The organism is Streptomyces sp. NPDC006283, assembly GCF_040613325.1.
Taxonomy (GTDB): domain Bacteria; phylum Actinomycetota; class Actinomycetes; order Streptomycetales; family Streptomycetaceae; genus Streptomyces.
Window position 1 is genome coordinate 44,985 of sequence record NZ_JBEXRZ010000011.1, and the last position, 20,776, is coordinate 65,760.

Genomic DNA, 20,776 nt, shown 5'->3' on the forward strand with positions numbered 1-20,776 from the left:
CAGGGGAAGAGGCGTGACGGGGGAAGCTCAACGTCGGCGTGGCCGCAGCGCCACCGCCAGCACCCCCGCCGCCCCGACCACAACCAGCGCGTCGATCGCCAGCACCACCCGTACCCCCTCCCAGAGCGACGACCGCGTCGTCGCCAGCACCCCCAGCAGAGGGATCCCGACCGTGAGGCCCACCTGCTGCGTCGTCGTGACGAGGCCCGTCGCCAGGCCCTGTTGCTCGTCGGGGACGCCGGACGTCACGGTGAGGCCGTACGAGATGATCGCCCCCAGATGGCACACGCTCGCCAGCGAGACGCCCACCGTGGCGAGCAGCGCGCCCGATTCCGTGCCGATGCCCAGGAGCGTCGCGACGAACAGGCCCTGACCGGCCAGGGAGTACACCAGCGTGCGGCGGGCGCCGAATCGGCCTATGACCTTCGGGACGAGGGTTCCGGCGGCCACGGACAGGGCGCCCTGCACTCCGAAGACCAGTCCGGTCCGGAAGGCCGAGAGGCTCAGCGTCTCCTGCAGGTACAGCGTGAGCACAAAAACGACCGTGCTCATCATCGAGAAGGTGACGAGACCGCCCAGATTGCCGAAGGCGACCGTTTGCCGGCGCAGCATCGGCAGGGACACCAGTGGCGCCGCGCTGCGTGTCTCGGCGACGACGAAGGCGGCCAGCAGCACCACGCCCACGGCGAGCGTGACGAGCACGTCCGCGCCGCCGAAGCCGCGGTCGGCGGCGGTGGACAAGGCGTAGATCACCGCGAGCAGCCCGCCCGTGACGGTGATCGCGCCGGGCACATCGAGTTTCGGCCGCTGCGGGGTGCGGGACTCGGGCAGCAGGCCCGGGGCGAGCGGCAGGACAATCAGGGTGAAGAGGGCCGGCAGGCCCATGGTCGAGCGCCAGCCGAGGGTGTCGGTCATGACGCCGCCCAGCACCATGCCGACGGTGAACCCGAGCGACATGAGCGTGCCGCTGATGCCCAGCGCCCGGTCGCGCTGCGGCCCTTCGGGGAAGGTGGTGGTGAGCAGGGACATGCCGGCGGGCACGATGACGGCCGCCCCGAGGCCCTGGAGCGCCCGGCCGGCGAGGAAGGACACCGGGTCCCACGCGCAGGTGGCGAGAAGCGAGGCCGCGCCGAAGACCGCGAGTCCGGTGAGGAACAGTCTGCGCCGCCCGTAGAGGTCCGCGATCCGGCCGAACAACAGCAGCAGGCCGCCGGCAGGCAGCGCGAAGGCGGTGACGGCCCACTGCAGGGCGGACCGGCTCAGCCCGAGGTCCCGGCCGAGGTCGGGCAGTGCCACGTTCAGCACGGAGAAGTCGAGCGCGACCATGAACTGCGCGGCGCACAGCACGAAGAGGACCAGCCGCAGGCGCCGGTCGAACCGGGGCGGGGCCGTCGCACCGGTGGCGCGGAGGGAGGTGTCGGTAGCCATGGTTGTCAGCGTGCGGAGGCCGGAACAACCGTGGGGAGCGGGAACTTATCCTGTTGGCCGCACCACCAGTTGAGGCGAACAGGGGGAGTACGTGGCCACGTCGGCCGAGCAGGACGCCTTGAAGGCGCACCGCCTGGGCGAGCTGCGCGAGTTCCTGATGAGCAGACGCGCCCGGATCACGCCGGCGGAGGCGGGGCTTCCGGACGGCGGCGCCCGTCGCCGTACGCCGGGGCTGCGCCGGGAGGAGGTCGCGGTCCTCGCCGGGGTCGGGGTCTCCTGGTACCAGTGGCTGGAACAGGGCCGGGACATCACCGTCTCGCCGCAGGTCCTGGACTCCGTGGGCCGGGTGCTGCGGCTCAGCAGCGCGGAACGACGGCATCTGTACGTGCTCGCCGGGCTCAACCCGCCCGCCCCGGAGGTGGATCCCGACGACCGGAACATGTGCGCGGGGCTGCGGCGGCTGATCGATGCGTGGATGCCGTTCCCGGCGCACATCATGGACGGCTACTGGAACACCGTCATGTACAACGAGGCGGCGGCGGCGGTGCTCGGTATGCGTCCCGATGTCGTGCAGAACTGTCTGATCGCGTACTTCACCGACCCCATCTACCGGTCGCGCAGCTCCGGTTGGGAGGAGATCGCACCACAGGTCGTCGCCCAGTTCCGGGCCGCGTGCTCCGAATGCCCAGACGACGAAGGTTTCCAGGCCGTCGTCGCCGAAGCGAAGGCGGCCAGCGGCAAGTTCGCTGAGCTGTGGGACCGGCGCGACATCGCGCCCGGCGGGCAGATCCGCAAGGAGATGACGCATCCGCTGGTGGGCCGGCTGGTCATCGAGTCCACCCAGCTGAGGATTCCGGCCCGCCCGGACCTGGTCATCGTCATGCACACCCCGGTGCCGGACGCGACGACGGACACAGCGGCGAAACTGGCGTGGCTGGCGAGCCCCGAGGGCCGGCGCGGCTCGATGTATCCCGTGGCGGGGTGATCACCGTGCCGATCTATGCTCAGGGCATGACGCAGAGCACCGACCTCGGCCCCGAGGACCGCAAGATCATCACGCTGGCGCGCAGCGCCCGGGCCCGCAACGGTGTGGCCGAAGGCGCCGCCGTACGCGACGAGACCGGCCGCACCTATGTCGCCGGGACCGTCGCCCTGGACTCGCTCAAGCTCAGCGCGCTGCGGACCGCGGTGGCCATGGCCGTCGCCAGCGGCGCCAAGTCGCTGGAGGCCGCCGCGGTCGTTTCCGACACCGATGCCCCCTCGGACGAGGACCGTGCGGCGGTACGGGATCTGGGCGGTGCCGCGACCCCGGTGCTGCTGGCGGGCCCGGACGGCGAACTGAAGGCCACGGTGACGGCGGGCTGAAGGCCACGGTCGCGGCGGTCTTGAAGGCCCGTCGTCACGGCAAAGGCCCGGTCAGGGCAGGCTGACGGGCCGTACGGGACGGCCCTGGCGGGGCCGAGTCCTCGTCCCGGACGCCTACCCGGACGCGCACCGCGCGGCGGCGCGTGACGGAGGGCCGTCGGCATCAGGGAGAATGGGCGCCATGAGCGCTCGTACCCAGTCTCCCGAAGCCCCCCACCGGGCCGGCTTCGCCTGCTTCGTCGGCCGCCCGAACGCGGGCAAGTCCACCCTCACGAACGCTCTGGTCGGCCAGAAGGTGGCGATCACCTCCACCCGGCCGCAGACGACCCGGCACACGGTGCGCGGCATCGTGCACCGCCCGGACGCCCAGCTGATCCTGGTGGACACCCCGGGGCTGCACAAGCCGCGCACGCTGCTCGGTGAGCGGCTCAACGACGTGGTGCGCACCACGTGGGCCGAGGTCGACGTGATCGGTTTCTGCCTGCCCGCGGACCAGAAGCTCGGCCCCGGTGACCGGTTCATCGCCAAGGAGCTGGCGGGGATCAAGAAGACGCCGAAGGTCGCGATCGTCACCAAGACGGACCTGGTCGACTCCAAGACGCTGGCCGAGCAGCTCATCGCGATCGACGCGCTGGGCAGGGAGCTGGGCATCGAGTGGGCGCAGATCGTGCCGGTCTCCGCCGTCGGCGACTCTCAGGTGCAGCTGGTCGCCGACCTGCTGGTGCCGATGCTTCCCGAGAGCCCTCCGCTCTATCCGGAGGGCGACCTCACGGACGAGCCGGAGCAGGTCATGGTCGCCGAGTTGATCCGCGAGGCGGCGCTGGAGGGCGTGCGGGACGAGCTGCCGCATTCGATCGCGGTGGTCGTCGAGGAGATGCTGCCGCGCGAGGACCGTCCGGCGGACCGTCCGCTGCTGGACATCCACGCCAACGTCTACATCGAGCGTCCCAGTCAGAAGGGCATCATCATCGGCCCGAAGGGCAAGCGACTGAAGGAGGTCGGCACGAAGTCGCGCAAGCACATCGAGGCGCTCCTGGGCACGCCGGTCTTCCTGGACCTCCATGTGAAGGTCGCCAAGGACTGGCAGCGCGACCCCAAGCAGCTGCGGAAGCTGGGTTTCTGAGCCGGAGCCCCGTCCGGGTCCGGTGACGGCGGGCCCGGAGGCGGGCCCCCGTCACCCCCCTTCCTTGAGCACCAGCGAGATCAGATGCCGCTGGGCCTCGGTCAGCCGCGGGTCGGAGCAGTAGACCGTGAGCCCGTCCACCGTGAGCTGGTAACTGAAGCCGTCGGGGACCCCGATGGGCGGGGTCCTTCTGGCCTCGGAGACCGCCTGCTCGGCCAGCGCCTGCACCTCGTCGGCATCCGACCGCCCCGAGGTGTCGACCTCGGCGAGACGCTCGATCCCGGCGAATCCTCCCGTACGCCTTACTTGGATACGCATGGTTCCCGTTCTAGTACGGAACGAGGCCGGGCGACACCGGGGAGCGACCCTGCCGCACGGCACTCCCCGGTCCGCCGCGGGGGTGTCAGTCGGCGGTGTCCACGCCGACCTGCGACCACGCCTTCAGTACTGCCTCGTACTCCTGGCCCTCGCCGTACCGCGCACGCGCCGCGGACACCGTGAGGCGGGCGAAGCTCGCGAAGTCGGCGTCCACCTGCAGATCGCCGCCGGTCAGCACGTCGAACCAGATCTGCCCCGCCCGCTCCCACGCCCGCCCGCCCAGCCGGGTGGCGAGCAGGTAGAAGGCGTGGTTGGGGATCCCCGAGTTGATGTGGACGCCGCCGTTGTCGCGGCCCGTGCGGACGTAGTCCTCCATCGTCGCGGGCTGCGGGTCCTTGCCGAGCACGTCGTCGTCGTACGCGGTACCCGGTGCCTTCATCGAGCGCAGCGCGACACCACTGACGCGCGGCGTGAGCAGGCCGGCGCCGATCAGCCAGTCCGCCTCCTCCGCGCTCTGCCCGAGGGTCCGCTGCTTGACCAGCGAGCCCATCACGTCGGACACCGACTCGTTGAGGGCTCCGGGCTGGCCGAAGTAGCTCAGGTTGGCCGTGTACTGGGTCAGGCCGTGCGCCAGCTCGTGCGCGATCACGTCGACCGCGACCGTGAAGTCGACGAAGATCTCGCCGTCACCGTCGCCGAACACCATCTGCTCGCCGTTCCAGAAGGCGTTGCCGTACTTCTCGTCGAAGTGCACGGAGGCGTCGAGGGGCAGGCCCGCCCCGTCGATCGAGCTGCGCCCGTACGCGGTCAGCAGCTCGAAGGTCGCGCCGAGGCCCGCGTACGCGCGGTTGACGGTCGCGTCCTTGACGGCTTCCTCGCCCTCGCCGCGGGCCAGGGTGCCGGGCAGCGCCGTGCCGCCCAGCGCGTCGTAGACGGTGCGGCGCGGTCCGTCGGCCGGGGACGCGACCGCGCGTGCGGCAGCACCGACGACGGTCGTCAGCCGGCGGCCGGTGCGCTGTGCGGCGTCGGCCTGCAAGGTGCGACGGGCGGGGCCGGAGATCGCAGGGTCGTCGGCGCGGGTGAGCTTGTCGAGGATGTGCGGCGGGACGATGCCGCAGAAGGCGGGGGTGGGGGAGGGGATACTCATGTCCGGCAATCTGGCAGCACGTGAAAGGCCTGTCACGCAAAGTGAGGTCGATTAATGAAATGGAGTGATCTGCCACATTTGCCCGTTACCGTTCGGTCGTCCCGCATACTGAAACGGGACCCACGCTCCCGCCGCGACTCGGCTAGTGTGCTGAGCATCATGCGTTTCGGGCTGCTTCTCCTTAGCTGCCGCGGCGAGGGCCTGTAGTCGTAGGCCGACCCCCTCCCCGCGGAGTCTGGTGCTGCTTCGACACAGTCGGCCGTCCCTCTCCGAAGGACCCGAGGAGCCCTACGCAATGTCTCAGTCGCAGTGGATCGGCCGCCCCACCCCGATCACCAACACGACGCACACCCAGAAGCCGTCCGGCATGCCGATCCACAAGTACGGCCGGTACGAGGCCGTCGAGATCCCCGACCGCACCTGGCCCGAGCAGCGCATCACCAAGGCCCCGCGCTGGCTGTCCACGGACCTGCGCGACGGGAACCAGGCCCTGATCGACCCCATGAGCCCCGCCCGCAAGCGCGAGATGTTCGACCTGCTGGTACGCATGGGCTACAAGGAGATCGAGGTCGGTTTCCCGTCGTCCGGCGAGACGGACTTCGCGTTCGTGCGCTCCATCATCGAAGAGGGCGCGATCCCCGACGACGTCACCATCTCCGTGCTGACGCAGGCACGTGAGGACCTGATCGAGCGCACTGTCGAGTCGATCGTCGGCGCCGGGCGCGCGACCGTGCACCTGTACAACGCGACGGCACCCACCTTCCGCCGGGTCGTCTTCCGGGGCTCGAAGGACGACATCAAGCAGATCGCCGTCGACGGCACCCGCCTGGTGATGGAGTACGCGGACAAGCTGCTGGGCCCCGAGACGGCCTTCGGCTACCAGTACAGCCCCGAGATCTTCACGGACACCGAGCTGGACTTCGCCCTGGAGGTCTGCGAGGCGGTCTGCGACGTGTGGCAGCCCGGTCCGGGCCGCGAGATCATCCTCAACCTGCCCGCCACCGTCGAGCGCTCCACGCCGTCGACCCACGCCGACCGGTTCGAGTGGATGTCACGCAACCTGACCCGGCGCGAGCACGTGTGCCTGTCCGTCCACCCGCACAACGACCGCGGCACCGCCGTGGCCGCCGCCGAACTGGCGATCATGGCGGGCGCGGACCGTATCGAGGGCTGCCTGTTCGGGCAGGGCGAGCGCACCGGCAACGTCGACCTGGTCACCCTGGGCATGAACCTGTTTTCGCAGGGCGTCGACCCGCAGATCGACTTCTCGCAGATCGACGAGATCCGTCGCACCAGCGAGTACTGCAACCAGATGGAGATCCACCCGCGCCACCCCTACGCGGGCGATCTGGTCTACACGGCCTTCTCCGGCTCCCACCAGGACGCCATCAAGAAGGGCTTCGACGCGATGGAGGCCGACGCGGCCGCCGCAGGAAAGAGCGTCGACGACATCGAGTGGGCCGTGCCGTACCTGCCGATCGACCCGAAGGACGTCGGCCGCTCCTACGAGGCCGTCATCCGCGTCAACTCGCAGTCCGGCAAGGGCGGTATCGCCTACGTCCTGAAGAACGACCACAAGCTGGACCTGCCGCGCCGGATGCAGATCGAGTTCTCGCGGATCATCCAGGCCAAGACCGACACCGAGGGCGGCGAGGTCACGCCGGCCGCGATCTGGTCCGTCTTCCAGGACGAGTACCTGCCGAACCCCGAGAACCCGTGGGGGCGCATCCAGATCCGCTCCGGCCAGACCACCACCGACAAGGACGGCGTCGACACGCTGACCGTCGAGGCGGTCGTCGACGGCGAAGAGACGGTGCTGACCGGCTCCGGCAACGGTCCGATCTCCGCCTTCTTCGAGGCGCTGAACGCCGTGGGTGTCGATGTACGCCTGCTGGACTACCAGGAGCACACGATGAGCGAGGGCGCGTCCGCGCTGGCCGCCTCGTACATCGAGTGCGCGATCGACGGCAAGGTGCTGTGGGGCATCGGCATCGACGCCAACACCACCCGCGCCTCCCTGAAGGCGGTCGTGTCCGCAGTCAACCGCGCGGCCCGCTAGTACGCCGCCGGATTTCCCACCCGATCGCCGGGCCCGCTCGATCCGGAGCGGGCCCGGCGTTTTGCGGTGTTGTGCACGTACTGTGCCAGGGAGCGGAATCGGCCATGTCGATTCGTCCTCGCGCCGGGGTGCTGACGCGACATCATCCGTGTGGCTAACATCACGTCAACGCGGCAGTGTTGCCGCAGCATTACGGAGGTGCGACGTGCTGCCAGCCCGGGGATTGTTCGTCCGAAAACTGCGGGTATGCGGCGTGCACACGTCCTGGAGCACCGTCGGCGACGGAGAGTTCTTCTGCTCCGAATGCGGTGGCGACCGCAACTACCGGCGTCGCACGGGCCGGCGCCGCTTCACGGTCCTCGGAGTGCCGCTGCTGCCGCGTGGTCTCGCAGGACCCGTGGTGGAATGCGCCGCCTGCCACACCCACTTCGGCATGGACGCCCTCGACCATCCCACCACCGGCCGCTTCTCCGCGATGCTCAGGGACGCGGTGCATACGGTCGCCCTCGCCGTCCTCGCCTCCGGCGGCACCTCCTCCCGCACGGTTCGCGAGACCGCCGTCCACGCGGTGCGTGCCGCCGGACTCGACGACTGCACGGAGGACCAGCTCACCTCCCTGATCGAGGCGCTCGCCGCCGACACCGGACGGTACGTCGCGGATGCCGGGCCGTACGGAGCGGCGCTCGCCATCGAGCTCCACGAGGCGCTGGAACCGCTGGCCCCCCACCTGGCCCCGGCCGGGCGCGAATCGATCCTGCTGCAGGGCGCGCGGATCGCCCTCGCCGACGGTCCCTACACCCCGGCCGAGCGTGAGGTCCTGACCACGGTCGGCGCGGCGCTGCAGCTGTGCGACGACGACACCACGCGGCTTCTGGAGACGGCGCGGACGCCGTTCTGAGCAGGGCCGACTGCTCCCGCCGCCGTACTCCCCGGGGAGTACGCAGCCTGCCGGGCCACCCTGCGCAGTAGCCCCCGTCTCGCCCCTGCGCGCGACGAAACCGCCCCTTGCCGGCGGGAGTCTGGTGATGCGTTCCGCCACCGGACGCCCGTGATGAAGGGGAGACACCCATGGGGCCCGTACCGACCGCGACCGCACCACCGCCATCGAGGCCCACCGCGCGCCGCATGGCCGTGCCCTGGGCGATCGTCGTCCTGTGGATCGCCGTCATCGCCCTCGCCGCCCCCTTCGCGGGCAAACTCGGCGACGCCCAGCGCGACAACATCGTCGACTATCTTCCCGCGAGCGCCGACTCCACCCAGGTCGCCAGGATCGAACAGGCGCTCCCGGGCGGCGAGTCCACCGAACTGGTCGTGGTCTACCACCGCGACGGCGGACTCACCGCCGCCGACCGGACGCACGCCCAGCAGCAGGTCGACACGATCACCGGCGCGCACCGGTTCGACGGCGGCCCGCCCGAGGGCATCCCGTCGAAGGACGGTGCGACGCTGATGTACCCGCTGTCCACCACCGGGCCCGGCACCGACAACGACGCCCGCACCGCGCTCGTCGACGACGTGCGGAGCCGTCTCGCCGCGGATCCGGCCGAAGGACTCGGGGTGGAACTCGGCGGGCCCGGCGCCCTGCAGACCGACATGGAGAAGGTTTTCGAGACCATCGACGGCACCCTCATGATCGCGACCGTGCTCGTCGTCGCCGTGCTGCTGATCCTCACCTATCGCAGCCCGTTCCTGTGGCTGGTCCCCCTCACCGTCGTCGGTGTCGCGGCCGTCGCCTCACAGGCGCTCGTCTACGGCCTCGTCCAGGGCTTCGATCTCACCGTCACCAGCCAGAGCGCCGCGATCATGACTGTCCTCGTGTTCGGCGCCGGCACCGACTACGCCCTGCTGCTCGTCGCCCGCTACCGCGAGGAACTCCGCCGCGTCGAGCGGCCCTACGACGCGATGCTCGCCGCCCTGCGCGGCTGCGGCCCCGCCGTCCTCGCCTCGTCCGGCACGGTCGCCGCCGGACTGCTGTGCCTGCTCGTCGCCGACCTCAACAGCGCCAGTGGCCTCGGCCCGGTCGGCGCCGTGGGTGTCGTGTGCGCGCTGGCCGCCATGCTCACGCTGCTGCCGGCTGTTCTCGTCCTGCTCGGCCGCCGGGTGTTCTGGCCGCTCGTTCCCGCGTACGGCTCCGAGGTCTCGCAACGCCGGTCGCTGTTCGCCGCGATGGGCAGCTCCGCCGGCCGCAGGCCCACCGCCGTCCTCGTCTCCGGGGTGCTGCTGCTGGGCGCCCTGGCGCTGGGCGCGTTCAACCTGCCGGGCAACCTGGCCCAGGAGGACACCTTCACGCGACAGCCCGAGTCCGTCTCCGCGATGACACAGCTCTCCGCGGCGTACCCGGACCGCAGTACCCAGCCGGTCACCGTCATCGCGCCCGCCGGTACCGCCGAGGAGGCGCTCGCCGAGGCGCGCCGCACCGAAGGTGTGGCGGCAGCCCACGCCGGGCGCTCCGGAGACGGCTGGACCGAGATCACGGTCTTCGCGAAGGACGCACCCGAGACACCCGGTGAGACCGCCACCATCAAGGCGCTGAGGGCGAATCTCGACGGCGCCCACGTCGGGGGGCCGAGCGCCCAGCAGCTGGACCTCGCGGACACCAACGCACGCGACCAGAAGGTCGTCATCCCGCTCGTGCTCGTGGCGGTGCTGCTGATCCTCGTCGTTCTGCTGCGCAGTCTGGTCGCGCCCCTGATGCTCACCGCGGCCGTGGTGGCGGTGTGGGGAGCGGTGATGGGCCTCGGCGGACTCGTCTTCGAGCCGGTCTTCGGGTTCGAGGGGCTCGACCCGAGCATTCCGCTGCTCTCGTTCGTCTTCCTCGTCGCCCTCGGCGTCGACTACGGCATCTTCCTGATGCACCGGATGCGCGAGGAGGCACTGTCCGGCGCGGAGCCGGCGGCGGCAGCGCTGACCGCGCTGCGCACCACCGGCGGGGTGATCGCCTCCGCGGGCATCGTGCTCGCCGCGACGTTCACCGTCCTGATGAACCTGCCGCTGGTGCCGCTCTTCCAGATGGGCTTCCTCGTCGCGGTCGGCGTCCTGCTGGACACGTTCCTGGTCCGCACGTATCTGGTGACCTCGGCGAGCCTGCTGCTGGGCCGGCGGGTGTGGTGGCCGGGTCCGCTGAGCCGGCGGGCGCCGGCGCCGGTGGTGACGGCGCCACGGGAACCGGTGGCCCGACCGTAACGAGCCGTTCCTGCCGGCCCGCCCCTTCGGGACCGGGACTCTCGCCGGGCTCCGTCCATGCTTCGCGTGGTACGGGGCCCGGTGGGCCCCGTCCGCACGGGGAGGGCGAGGGATGGGGAAAACGCAACCGTTAACCGAGGATGGACCCGTGCCGCAGCCACCCACCCGTCTCCGCCTCGGCGAGCGCGTGCTCAACGCCGTCAGTCGCGACCCCCTTGCCACTCCCCACCGCACGCGCAACGACGCCTTCGTCGCCGCGTCCGTCGGGGCGCTCTCCGTCGCGCTCGCGCTCCTCGTCGACGACGGTCGCAGGCCGGACGCCGTCGGCTGGGCGCTGCTCGCCGGGAGCGTCGTGCCGTTGGTGTGGCGGCGCTCGTACCCGAGCCACGTCCTGGTGGCCGTCCTGGCGTGCATCGGGCCGTACCACGCGCTCGACAACACCCACGCCGCGCCGGTGCCCGCCTCCCTCCTCGCCCTCTACACCGTCGCCGCGACCGCGCGCCCCCTGTACACCTGCTTCGTCGGCTGCCTCGTCATGGGCGTCACCCTGACGATCATGTTCAACGTCGGTGCCCACGAGGGCCTGGAGTCGTTGCGCACCTCGGGCTGGATCCTCGCCGTCCTCGTCTTCGGTGTCGACGTACGCACCTACCGCCGCTACATCGCGTCCGTCGTGGGCCGCGCGGAACGTGCCGAGCGGACCCGGGAGGAGGAGGCCGCGCGCCGGGTCGCCGAGGAACGACTGAGGATCGCCCGCGATCTGCACGATCTGCTCGCCCACTCCATCACCCTGATCGGTGTGCAGACGTCCGTCGCCTCCCATGTCCTGACCGTCGACCCCGAGCGGCTCGACCGGGCCGCGATCGCCAGGGCACTCGACGACATCGCGGAGACCTGCCGCACCGCGCGCGGCGAACTGCGCACCACACTGGAAGTTTTGCGCGCCGACGGACCCGACTGCGACGGTCCGCTGCCGGACCTGGCGGCGCTCCCCGGTCTCGCGCGCACTGCGGGCGCCGAGTTGACGCTGAAGACGGGCGGCGCCCCGATGCCGCCCGCCGTGGAGGCGGCCGCGTACCGGATCGTGCAGGAGTCGCTGACGAACGCGGTGCGGCACGGGGGAGCAGGGGTACGCATCACCGTGAGGGTGGTCCTGGAAGCGGGTGCCCTCCGGGTCGGGGTCACCGATGACGGGAACGCGTCGGTGCAGCGGCCCGGCACGGGCTTCGGCATCGTCGGGATGCGCGAGCGGGCCCGCAGCGTGGGCGGCACGCTGTCGGCGGGGCCGCGCGGCGACCGACCCGGTTTCGAAGTCGCCGCAATCCTGCCTTTGCAGCCGTCGGAGGCCGCCGTATGAACCCCGTGAACCCGATCCGTGTCCTGCTCGCCGACGACCAGACGCTGGTGAGGGCCGCGTTCGCGATGCTGGTGGAGTCGGCCCGCGACATGGAGGTCGTCGGACAGGCGGGCACGGGCGCGGAAGCCGTCGAACTGGCGCGCAGTGAACGGGCGGACCTGGTCGTCATGGACATCCGCATGCCCGAGCTCGACGGGATCGAGGCCACCCGCCTGATCGCGGCGGACGACGACCTGGCCGGCGTGAAAGTCCTCGTCCTCACCACGTACGACACCGAGGAGCACATCGTCGAGGCGCTGCGGGCCGGTGCGTCGGGCTTCCTGGTGAAGGACACCAGGCCGGCGGAGCTGCTGGCGGCGATCCGTACGGTCGCGGCGGGGGAGTCCCTGCTCTCGCCGGGCCCGACGTCCCGGCTGATCGCCCGTGTCCTCAGCGCCCCGCAGATGCCGAGGGCCGGGGGCCCGGACGGGCTCACGGACCGCGAACGGCAGGTCCTGACGCTGGTGGCCCGGGGGCTGAACAACACGGAGATCGCCGAGTCACTGGGCCTGAGCCCGCTGACGGCCAAGACCCATGTCAGCCGCATCATGGGCAAACTCGGCGCCCGTGACCGAGCCCAACTGGTCATCATCGCCTACGAGTCGGGGCTGGTGAGCCCGGGAGAGGTCTGACCGGGCGGGTGGCCCGGCTCAACGGGGAGTGGCCTGAAACAGAGCCTTGTCGGCCCAGAGGCGTACCTCAACAATGCGCATGACAAGTCGAAGCCCGTCGCTTCGGCCACTCACGTCGCATTGAGGGGACCCCCACATGAACAAGCCTCTCGCCGGCACGCTGCTCGCGCTCACGCTCCTCGGAGCGGGCGCCGCACCGGCCGTCGCCGCCGAAACGGATGTCCCGGCAAGGGCGGTGGACTTCGCCGGCACGGTCGCGCTCAGCAACTGCTCCGGTGCCGTGGTCCGTACCGCAGACGCGCAGCCGAGCGACCCGGCGCTCGTCATGTCCAACGGCCACTGCCTGGAGACCGGCTTCCCGGCCCCCGGCCAGGTCGTGGTCGACCGCGCCTCCTCGCGGAGCTTCGGGCTGCTCGACTCCGCGGGCACACGCGTCGCCACGCTCCGCGCAGCCAAGATCGCGTACGGGACGATGACCGACACCGACGTCTCGCTGTACCAACTCACCAGCAGCTACGGCCAGATCGAGTCGAGCTACGGCATCAAGGCGCTGGAGCTCGACGCCGCCCGGCCGGCGCAGGGCACGGACATCAAGGTCGTCTCCGGGTACTGGAAGCGGATCTACAGCTGCGACGTCGACGGCTTCGCGTACCGCCTCAAGGAGGGCTCCTGGACCTGGAAGGACTCCGTCCGTTACACCTCGAGCTGCGACACCATCGGCGGCACCTCCGGCTCGCCGGTCGTCGACACCGCGACCGGGAAGGTCGTCGCCGTCAACAACACCGGCAACGAGAGCGGCGGGCGTTGCACGGACAACAACCCGTGCGAGGTCGACGAGAACGGCACCGTCACGGTTCGCCATGGCATCAACTACGGCCAGCAGACGTACACCCTGGCCGCCTGCATAGGTCCGGGCAGCCGCCTCGACCTCGACCGCGCGGGCTGCACGGTGCCCAAGCCGTAGGGTTCCTGGCGCAGGCGCGCCGAAGGGGCCCGGCGACCGATGCCGCCGAGCCCCTTCGCACTGCCCGGGCCTTGGACCGCGGCCCTCCGGGTCCGGACTACGCTCCGCTCGCCTTGAGCATGTCCTCGCGCTCCACGATCTTCACGCGCTCGCGGCCCTGCGGGGCACCCAGGGCCTTCTCCGCCTCGTCCAGGCGGTACCAGCCGTCCCACGTCGTCCAGCGCACGTTCCGGTCGGCGAGGAAGGCCTCGACCGCCTCGGGGGCGGGCGAAAGCGGCTCGTGCAGACGGCCGTTCGCGTAGTCGTCGAGGAGGTTGGACACCGTCTCGTTGGCGTCGCCCTTGGTGTGGCCGATCAGACCGACGGGGCCGCGCCTGATCCAGCCCGTGACATAGGTGGACTGCAGGTGCTCGCCGGTCTCCTCGATCACGCGGCCGCCCTTGTCGGGGACCGTGCCCGAGTCGACGTCCCAAGGCAGCTTGGGCAGTTCGTCCGAGAGGTAGCCGACGGCCCGGTAGACCGACTGCACGTCCCAGTCCTTGAACTCGCCCGTTCCCTTGACGTTGCCCGTGCCGTCCAGCTCGGTGCGCTCGGTGCGCAGGCCGACGACCTTGCCGTCCTCGCCGAGGATCGCGGTCGGCGACTCGAAGAAGTGCAGGAACAGCTTGTGCGGCCGGTCGCCGACGTCCCGGATCGCCCAGTTCTCCAGCGTCTTCGCGACCATGTCCGCCTGCTTGTTGCCGCGGCGGGTCTCGATCGAGCCCTCGTCGTAGTCGATGTCCTCGGGATCGACGATGACCTCGATGTTGGGGGAGTGGTCCAGCTCCCGGAGCTCCATCGGGCTGAACTTGGCCTGCGCCGGGCCGCGGCGTCCGAAGACGTGCACCTCGAGCGCCTTGTTGGCCTTGAGCCCGTCGTAGACGTTCGGCGGGATCTCGGTCGGCAGCAACTCGTCCGCCGTCTTCGCGAGGATGCGCGCCACGTCGAGCGCGACGTTGCCGACGCCGAGCACGGCGACCTTCTCGGCCTCCAGCGGCCAGGTGCGCGGCACATCCGGGTGACCGTCGTACCAGGACACGAAGTCCGCCGCACCGTACGAGCCGTCGAGGTCGATGCCCGGTATCTTCAGCGCCCGGTCGGCGTCCGCGCCGGTCGAGAAGATCACCGCGTCGTAGAACTCGTGCAGGTCGTCGAGGCTGATGTCGTTCGGGTAGTCGACGTTGCCGAAGAGCCGGACCTGCGGCTTGTCGAGCACCTGGTGCAGAGCCGTGATGATGCCCTTGATCCGCGGGTGGTCGGGGGCGACGCCGTAACGGATCAGGCCGAAGGGCGCGGGCATACGCTCGAAGAGGTCGATGGACACGCCGGGGTCGGCGGCGGCCACCTCGGACTTCAGCAGCGCATCGGCGGCGTAGATCCCGGCGGGGCCGGCTCCGACGATGGCTACCCGCAAGGGGCGGGGCATGACAGGTTCCCTTCGAGCGGCGACAACTGGCTCGTCGGTAACCCTAAACAAAGGCAAGCCTTAGTTTGTACTCACCCCTGGTCTATGACCTCATAAGGCACACTTATGCCTTCTCAAAGGCCGACTTGATGGGCGGTCCGGGGAGGGCTGGGCGCACGGTCCCCTCGGCCGCGTCGCGTACGGACGCGACGGTCATTGCTCGAAAGTGCCGTCGGTTCGAAGCAGACACACTCTTGATCAGAGTAGTCGCGCAGCGGTACCGCCGTCATGCGATTCGTGAAGCCGACCATGAGAGGGAAATCATGTCGGGCAACGGAAAGCACCGCGTCGCACGGTGACTTGCTGGCACAGGCGGAGGAAGCCGTGAACACATCGCGCGTCGCTCTGAAACGCTCCGGGACCGTGCTCGTGATCGCGGCCGGCCTGCCCGGGGAGCGGGGGGAGGCGCCATGAGCGGTGTGCCGCCCATCGGCTCGTACGTCGTCGACACCCGCACCGGCCGCGTGGGCCGGCTCATGGGCGAGGCGGGCCCGCGGCTGAGCCTTCGGCCTGTCGGCGGCGGCCGTGAGTGGGAGTGCGCCCCCGACGCGGTGCGCCCCGCGACGATCGCCGAGCAGATCAGCGCGACGACGGCGTACGTGAACGCCCGCAGCCGCGGGGAGGTGACGTGAGGTCCCCCCGCAATGACGAAGAGCAGTGACGAACCCGGGGCCGGCGGCCCTGACCGGTACGGGAGAATGGGGCCATGAGCCTGTTCCGTGATGACGGCATCGTCCTGCGCACCCAGAAGCTGGGTGAGGCGGACCGCATCATCACGTTGCTCACCCGCGGTCACGGTCGCGTACGCGCAGTCGCGCGCGGGGTGCGGCGCACCAAATCCAAGTTCGGTGCCAGGCTCGAGCCGTTCTCGCACGTCGACGTGCAGTTCTTCGCGCGCGGCAGCGAGCTCGTCGGTCGCGGGCTGCCGCTGTGCACCCAGTCGGAGACCATCGCCCCCTACGGCGGCGGCATCGTCACCGACTACGCCCGCTACACCGCCGGCACCGCCATGCTGGAGACCGCCGAGCGGTTCACCGATCACGAGGGCGAGCCGGCCGTCCAGCAGTATCTGCTGCTCGTCGGCGCCCTGCGCACCCTTTCGCGGGGCGAGCACGCGCCGCATCTGGTGCTCGACGCCTTCCTGCTTCGTTCCCTCGCCGTCAACGGCTACGCGCCGAGCTTCGACGACTGCGCGCGCTGCGGACTGCCCGGGCCCAACCGGTTCTTCTCCGTCGCGGCGGGCGGGGTCATATGCGGCGACTGCCGGGTGCCCGGCAGCGTCGTACCCTCTGCGGAGGCCATCGGGCTGCTCAGCGCGCTGCTGACCGGCGACTGGCCGACGGCGGACGCGTGCGAGGCGCGCCACGTCAGGGAGGGCAGCGGGCTGGTGTCCGCCTATCTGCACTGGCACCTGGAGCGCGGACTGCGCTCCCTGAGGTACGTAGAGAAGTAGCGAAATAGGAGATGTGAGCCGCATGGCACGACGCGGAATCCTGGGCCGGTCCCGCCGCGAGTACAAGGTCCCCGAGCCGCACCCCTCCGGCGCACGCCCGCCCAGGATCCCGGCCGAGCTGGTGCCGAACCACGTGGCGTGCGTCATGGACGGCAACGGCCGCTGGGCCAAGGAGCGCGGGCTGCCCCGCACCGAGGGCCACAAGGTCGGCGAGGGCGTCGTGCTCGATGTGCTCAAGGGCTGCCTGGAGATGGGCGTCAAGAACCTCTCCCTCTACGCCTTCTCCACCGAGAACTGGAAGCGCTCGCCCGACGAGGTGCGCTTCCTGATGAACTTCAACCGGGACGTCATCCGCCGCCGGCGCGACGAGATGAACGAGCTCGGCATCCGGATCCGCTGGGTCGGGCGCATGCCGAAGATGTGGAAGTCGGTCGTCCAGGAGCTCCAGATCGCCCAGGAGCAGACCGTCGACAACGACGCGATGACGTTGTACTTCTGCGTCAACTACGGCGGCCGGGCCGAGGTCGCCGACGCGGCGCAGGCCATCGCCCGGGACGTGGCGGCGGGCAGGCTCGACCCGTCGAAGGTCAACGAGAAGACGTTCCAGAAGTACCTCTACTACCCGGACATGCCGGACGTCGACCTGTTCCTGCGTCCCAGCGGCGAGCAGCGCACCTCCAACTATTTGATCTGGCAGTCCAGTTACGCCGAGATGGTGTTCCAGGACGTGCTGTGGCCCGACTTCGACCGCCGCGACCTGTGGCGTGCCTGCCTCGAGTACGCGCAGCGCGACCGCCGCTTCGGCGGGGCGATCCCGAACGAGGAGCTCGAGGCGATGCGGGGCAGGCCGGACACCCCCGCCTGATCAGGCAGGTACGGCTGTGGCCCGCACCCCGGACGAGCCGGGTGTGCGGGCCACAGCCGTACCGGTCAGCCCGTCTTCGCCGCGCACTCCTCGCAGGTGCCGAAGATCTCCACCGTGTGCGCCACGTTCACGAAGCGGTGCTGCGCGGCGATCGTCTCGGCCCACTGCTCCACAGCGGGCCCCTCGACCTCCACGGCCTTGCCGCACATCCGGCACACCAGGTGGTGATGGTGGTCGTCGGTGGAGCAGCGCCGGTAGACCGACTCGCCCTCGCTGGTGCGCAGTACGTCCACCTCGCCCGCGTCGGCGAGGGACTGCAGCGTGCGGTAGACCGTTGTCAGGCCCACCGAGTCGCCGCGGTGCTTGAGCATGTCGTGCAGCTCCTGCGCACTGCGGAACTCGTCGACCTCGTCGAGCGCCGCCGCCACCGCGGCCCGCTGCCGGGTCGACCGGCCTCGTACCGGGGCGGTGTTCCCGCCGGTTGGCGCCGTGGTCACAGGTGCCTCCTCGCTTCGCCCGCACATATGTCGGGCCATTGTGCCAGGCCGCACGCGCGGCAGTGCGGGCCCGCCGCGCGCTCAGACCTTGACGTCGTCCTCCGGGCCTCGGCTGCCCGGCATGTCCACCGTGCACTCCGCCGCTCCGGGCCCGGTCGCACCGCCGGTCTCCGCCGCCTTTGCCCGCCGCCGCGCCAGCGGTGCGGCCAGTGCGGTCAGCGCGATGAACACGGCGATGGCGAGCAACACAATCGTCGCGCCGGGCGGCACGTCCCGGTAGTAGGACGTGGTGATTCCGGTCATCGAGACCGCCACGCCGATCCCCACCGCCAGCGCGAACGTCGCCTTGAACGACCGCGAGATCTGCTGCGCGGCGGCCACTGGCACCACCATCAGGGCGCTGACCAGCAGCAGACCCACCACGCGCATGGCGACGCTCACCGTGACCGCGGCGGTCACCGCGACCAGCAGGTTCAGCGCCCGCACCGGCAGGCCGGTCACCCTGGCGAATTCCTCGTCCTGGCTGACCGCGAACAGCTGCCGCCGCAGACCCACCGACACCAGGACCACGAAGGCCGCGAGCAGCACGATCGCCCAGACGTCCTCGTCGGAGACCGTGGACAGGGAGCCGAACAGATAGGTGGTGAGCTTCGCCGTGGACCCGTTGCCCGAGAGCTCGATCAGCAGCACACCGCCCGCCATGCCGCCGTAGAACAGCATGGCCAGCGCGATGTCGCCGCGGGTGCGGCCGTAGGTACGGATGAGCTCCATCAGGACGGCGCCGAGCACCGAGACCAGCGTCGCCATCCAGATGGGGTTGGTCGACAGCAGGAAGCCGAGACCCACACCGGTCATCGCGACGTGGCCGATTCCGTCGCCCATCAGCGCCTGCCGGCGCTGCACCAGGTAGATGCCGACGGCGGGAGCGGTGATGCCGACCAGCAGCGCCGCGATCAGCGCCCGCTGCATGAACGGCGTCTCGAGCATTTCCAGGATCATGTCAGCAGTCCCGTGCGGAGCGGCTCGTCGGCCGCGTGCGGATGTACGTGGTCGTGCCCGGGCAGGGCGTGCTGCCCGACCGCCTCCGGCGGCGGCCCGTCGTGGACGACGCAGCCGTCGCGCAGCACCACGGCGCGGTCGATCAGCGGCTCCAGCGCGCCCAGCTCGTGCAGCACCAGCAGCACCGTCGCCCCGGCGGCGACCTGCTCGCGCAGCGTCCCCGCCAGCACTTCCTGGCTGGCCAGGTCCACGCCCGCCATCGGCTCGTCCATGATCAGCAGTTCGGGGTCGGAGGCGAGCGCGCGGGCGATCAGCACCCGCTGGTGCTGCCCGCCGGACAGGGCGCTCACCGAGTCCTTGGCACGGTCACCCAGGCGGACGAGCTCGATGGCGCGCTGCACGGCCGCCCGGTCGCCCCGCGAGGGCAACCCGAAGCGGGCGCGTGAGAGCCGGCCGGAGGCCACGACCTCCCGCACGGTCGCCGGCACGCCGCTCGCGGCGGTCGTGCGCTGGGGGACGTAGCCCACCCGGGCCCACTGGCGAAAGCGGCGCAGCTCGGTGCCGAACAGCTCGACCCGGCCGTCGGTGAGCGGCACCTGGCCGATCACGGACCGTACGGCGGTGGACTTGCCGGAGCCGTTGGCTCCGAGCAGGGCCACGACCTCACCGCGGTGGACGGTGAGATCGATGCCGCGCAGGACGGGACGCGAACCGAGCGTCGCCCGGGCTCCGCGGACGGATATGACCGGCTCGGTGCTCATGGGGTGCCGCCTCTCGTGGGATCGGTTCACTTCGCGCCGAGAGCCTTCTGCAGCGCGGCGAGGTTGGACCGCATGACCTCGACGTAGTCGTCGCCCTTGGAGCTGTCGGTGATTCCCTCGAGCGGGTCGAGGACGTCCGTCCCCAGGCCGGTGTCCTCGGCGAGGGTCTTCGCGGTCTTGTCGCTGGCGAGCGTCTCGAAGAAGACGGTGGTGACCTTGTCCTTCTTCGCGATCGTCTGGAGCTCCTTGACGCGGGCCGGGCTGGGCTCGGACTCCGGGTCGACGCCCGAGATGCTCTCCTGGTCCAGGCCGTAGCGCTCGGCGAGGTAGCCGAAGGCGGAGTGCGTGGTGATGAACGTCTTCGTGGCGGAGTTCTTCAGGCCCTGTTCGAAGTCGGTGTGCAAGGTGGTGAGCTTCGCGACGAGCGCGTCGGTGTTCTTCTTGTAGTCCCCGGCGTGCTCGGGGTCGGCCTTCTCCATCCGGGCGCCGACGCCCTTGGCGACCTCGGCGTACTTCACGGGGTCGAGCCAGATGTGCGGGTCGGCGCCGGCCTCGGATTCGTGGTCCTCGTGCCCGGCCTCCTCGTGGCCCTCGCCGTGACCGTGGTCGTGGCCTTGGTCGTGGCCGCCTTCCGCGCTGTGGTGCTCCAGCTTCGTGAGGGTGGTGGCGTCCACCTTGTGCTGCGCGGTCGACTCCTCGATGGCCTGGTCGACGGCGGGTTGCACACCCTTGAGGTAGAGGATCAGGCCGGCGTCGTTCAGCTCGGCGGTCTGGCGGGGCTTGAGCTCCAGGTCGTGCGGCTCCACGCCCGGCTTGGTGAGGGCGGTGACGGAGACGTTGTCGCCGCCGATCTGCTCGGCGAGATACTGCATGGGGTAGAACGACGCGGCGACCTTCAGCTTGCCGTCGCCGTCGACGCCGGAGGCGTCGGACGTGGAGCAGGCGGAGACGGCCATGAGGCCGAGCGCGACCGCTCCGGTGGTGGCGGCGGTGGGTATGAGGCGTCGTACGTTCATGACACTCATTTTCAACAAAGTCGGAAACGATTGTCAATAAACCCTGTGGCCCGCTCCATCACCCCA

Annotated in this window: 20 protein-coding genes; 12 read left to right on the top strand and 8 right to left on the bottom strand. The window is 70.5% G+C overall.

The features are described 5' to 3' along the window. Positions 1 to 27: 27 nt before the first annotated feature. Positions 28 to 1,428 (bottom strand): MFS transporter, encoded by a 1,401-nt coding sequence (locus ABZ070_RS04460; RefSeq protein ID WP_356629807.1) that lies wholly within the window; start codon positions 1,426 to 1,428, stop codon positions 28 to 30. 91 nt (positions 1,429 to 1,519) lie between these two features. Here ABZ070_RS04460 and ABZ070_RS04465 point away from each other — a divergent pair, with 91 nt between their 5' ends. The 3 genes from ABZ070_RS04465 to era all read left to right on the top strand — a co-directional run bounded on the left by ABZ070_RS04465 (position 1,520) and on the right by era (position 3,916). Beyond that, positions 1,520 to 2,413, top strand: a complete 894-nt coding sequence (locus tag ABZ070_RS04465; protein ID WP_356629809.1) for a helix-turn-helix transcriptional regulator — start codon at positions 1,520 to 1,522, stop codon at positions 2,411 to 2,413. Between the two features lie 26 nt (positions 2,414 to 2,439). Continuing rightward, positions 2,440 to 2,793, top strand: coding sequence for a cytidine deaminase (locus ABZ070_RS04470; RefSeq protein WP_356629811.1), 354 nt, complete (start codon positions 2,440 to 2,442; stop codon positions 2,791 to 2,793). Between the two features lie 181 nt (positions 2,794 to 2,974). Then, positions 2,975 to 3,916 carry a GTPase Era gene (gene era, locus ABZ070_RS04475; RefSeq protein ID WP_356629813.1) on the top strand — a complete coding sequence of 314 codons (942 nt, stop codon included), beginning with the start codon at positions 2,975 to 2,977 and terminating at the stop codon, positions 3,914 to 3,916. A gap of 51 nt (positions 3,917 to 3,967) precedes the next feature. On the opposite strand, the gene ABZ070_RS04480 is transcribed toward era, so the two are convergent. Both ABZ070_RS04480 and ABZ070_RS04485 read right to left on the bottom strand, forming a co-directional pair. Next, positions 3,968 to 4,234 (bottom strand): protealysin inhibitor emfourin, encoded by a 267-nt coding sequence (locus ABZ070_RS04480; RefSeq protein WP_356629815.1) that lies wholly within the window; start codon positions 4,232 to 4,234, stop codon positions 3,968 to 3,970. 85 nt (positions 4,235 to 4,319) lie between these two features. Beyond that, on the bottom strand, positions 4,320 to 5,381 hold the full coding sequence (locus ABZ070_RS04485; RefSeq protein ID WP_356629817.1) for a M4 family metallopeptidase: 1,062 nt from the start codon (positions 5,379 to 5,381) through the stop codon (positions 4,320 to 4,322). A 295-nt stretch (positions 5,382 to 5,676) separates the two neighbouring features. Between ABZ070_RS04485 and leuA the strand changes: the two genes are divergently transcribed. The 6 genes from leuA to ABZ070_RS04515 all read left to right on the top strand — a co-directional run bounded on the left by leuA (position 5,677) and on the right by ABZ070_RS04515 (position 13,615). After that, a complete protein-coding gene (leuA, locus tag ABZ070_RS04490; RefSeq protein WP_356629819.1) occupies positions 5,677 to 7,440 on the top strand; it encodes a 2-isopropylmalate synthase in 1,764 nt (587 codons plus the stop codon). A 205-nt stretch (positions 7,441 to 7,645) separates the two neighbouring features. Further along, positions 7,646 to 8,338, top strand: a complete 693-nt coding sequence (locus ABZ070_RS04495) for a TerB family tellurite resistance protein (protein WP_356629821.1) — start codon at positions 7,646 to 7,648, stop codon at positions 8,336 to 8,338. Between the two features lie 227 nt (positions 8,339 to 8,565). Then, positions 8,566 to 10,623, top strand: coding sequence for an MMPL family transporter (locus ABZ070_RS04500; RefSeq protein WP_356629823.1), 2,058 nt, complete (start codon positions 8,566 to 8,568; stop codon positions 10,621 to 10,623). Positions 10,624 to 10,735: 112 nt separating this feature from the next. Further along, entirely contained in the window at positions 10,736 to 11,980 is a 1,245-nt protein-coding gene (locus tag ABZ070_RS04505) for a histidine kinase (RefSeq protein WP_356629825.1), read from the top strand. Continuing rightward, complete coding sequence (locus tag ABZ070_RS04510; protein WP_356629827.1) at positions 11,977 to 12,651, top strand: response regulator transcription factor; 675 nt, start codon at positions 11,977 to 11,979, stop codon at positions 12,649 to 12,651. Before ABZ070_RS04505 ends, ABZ070_RS04510 begins: the two co-directional genes overlap by 4 nt. Positions 12,652 to 12,787: 136 nt before the next feature. After that, positions 12,788 to 13,615: a serine protease gene (locus ABZ070_RS04515; RefSeq protein WP_356629829.1), complete on the top strand. Its 828-nt coding sequence runs from the start codon at positions 12,788 to 12,790 to the stop codon at positions 13,613 to 13,615. Between the two features lie 97 nt (positions 13,616 to 13,712). Here the strand turns inward: ABZ070_RS04515 and ABZ070_RS04520 are convergent, their stop codons facing one another. Continuing rightward, positions 13,713 to 15,080, bottom strand: a complete 1,368-nt coding sequence (locus tag ABZ070_RS04520) for an FAD-dependent oxidoreductase (protein ID WP_356629831.1) — start codon at positions 15,078 to 15,080, stop codon at positions 13,713 to 13,715. Positions 15,081 to 15,529: 449 nt separating this feature from the next. Between ABZ070_RS04520 and ABZ070_RS04525 the strand changes: the two genes are divergently transcribed. The 3 genes from ABZ070_RS04525 to ABZ070_RS04535 all read left to right on the top strand — a co-directional run bounded on the left by ABZ070_RS04525 (position 15,530) and on the right by ABZ070_RS04535 (position 17,437). Further along, positions 15,530 to 15,751: a hypothetical protein gene (locus tag ABZ070_RS04525; RefSeq protein ID WP_356629833.1), complete on the top strand. Its 222-nt coding sequence runs from the start codon at positions 15,530 to 15,532 to the stop codon at positions 15,749 to 15,751. 74 nt (positions 15,752 to 15,825) lie between these two features. Beyond that, positions 15,826 to 16,572 carry a DNA repair protein RecO gene (gene recO / locus ABZ070_RS04530; RefSeq protein WP_356629835.1) on the top strand — a complete coding sequence of 249 codons (747 nt, stop codon included), beginning with the start codon at positions 15,826 to 15,828 and terminating at the stop codon, positions 16,570 to 16,572. 22 nt (positions 16,573 to 16,594) lie between these two features. Continuing rightward, complete coding sequence (locus tag ABZ070_RS04535) at positions 16,595 to 17,437, top strand: isoprenyl transferase (protein ID WP_356629837.1); 843 nt, start codon at positions 16,595 to 16,597, stop codon at positions 17,435 to 17,437. Between the two features lie 65 nt (positions 17,438 to 17,502). On the opposite strand, the gene ABZ070_RS04540 is transcribed toward ABZ070_RS04535, so the two are convergent. From ABZ070_RS04540 to ABZ070_RS04555, 4 genes are all read right to left on the bottom strand, one after another. After that, positions 17,503 to 17,934 (bottom strand): transcriptional repressor, encoded by a 432-nt coding sequence (locus ABZ070_RS04540; protein ID WP_356629839.1) that lies wholly within the window; start codon positions 17,932 to 17,934, stop codon positions 17,503 to 17,505. A gap of 81 nt (positions 17,935 to 18,015) precedes the next feature. Next, a complete protein-coding gene (locus ABZ070_RS04545; protein ID WP_356629841.1) occupies positions 18,016 to 18,933 on the bottom strand; it encodes a metal ABC transporter permease in 918 nt (305 codons plus the stop codon). Further along, positions 18,930 to 19,694 carry a metal ABC transporter ATP-binding protein gene (locus ABZ070_RS04550; RefSeq protein ID WP_356629843.1) on the bottom strand — a complete coding sequence of 255 codons (765 nt, stop codon included), beginning with the start codon at positions 19,692 to 19,694 and terminating at the stop codon, positions 18,930 to 18,932. Before ABZ070_RS04550 ends, ABZ070_RS04545 begins: the two co-directional genes overlap by 4 nt. A gap of 26 nt (positions 19,695 to 19,720) precedes the next feature. After that, complete coding sequence (locus ABZ070_RS04555) at positions 19,721 to 20,710, bottom strand: metal ABC transporter substrate-binding protein (protein ID WP_356629845.1); 990 nt, start codon at positions 20,708 to 20,710, stop codon at positions 19,721 to 19,723. Between the last annotated feature and the right edge of the window lie 66 nt (positions 20,711 to 20,776).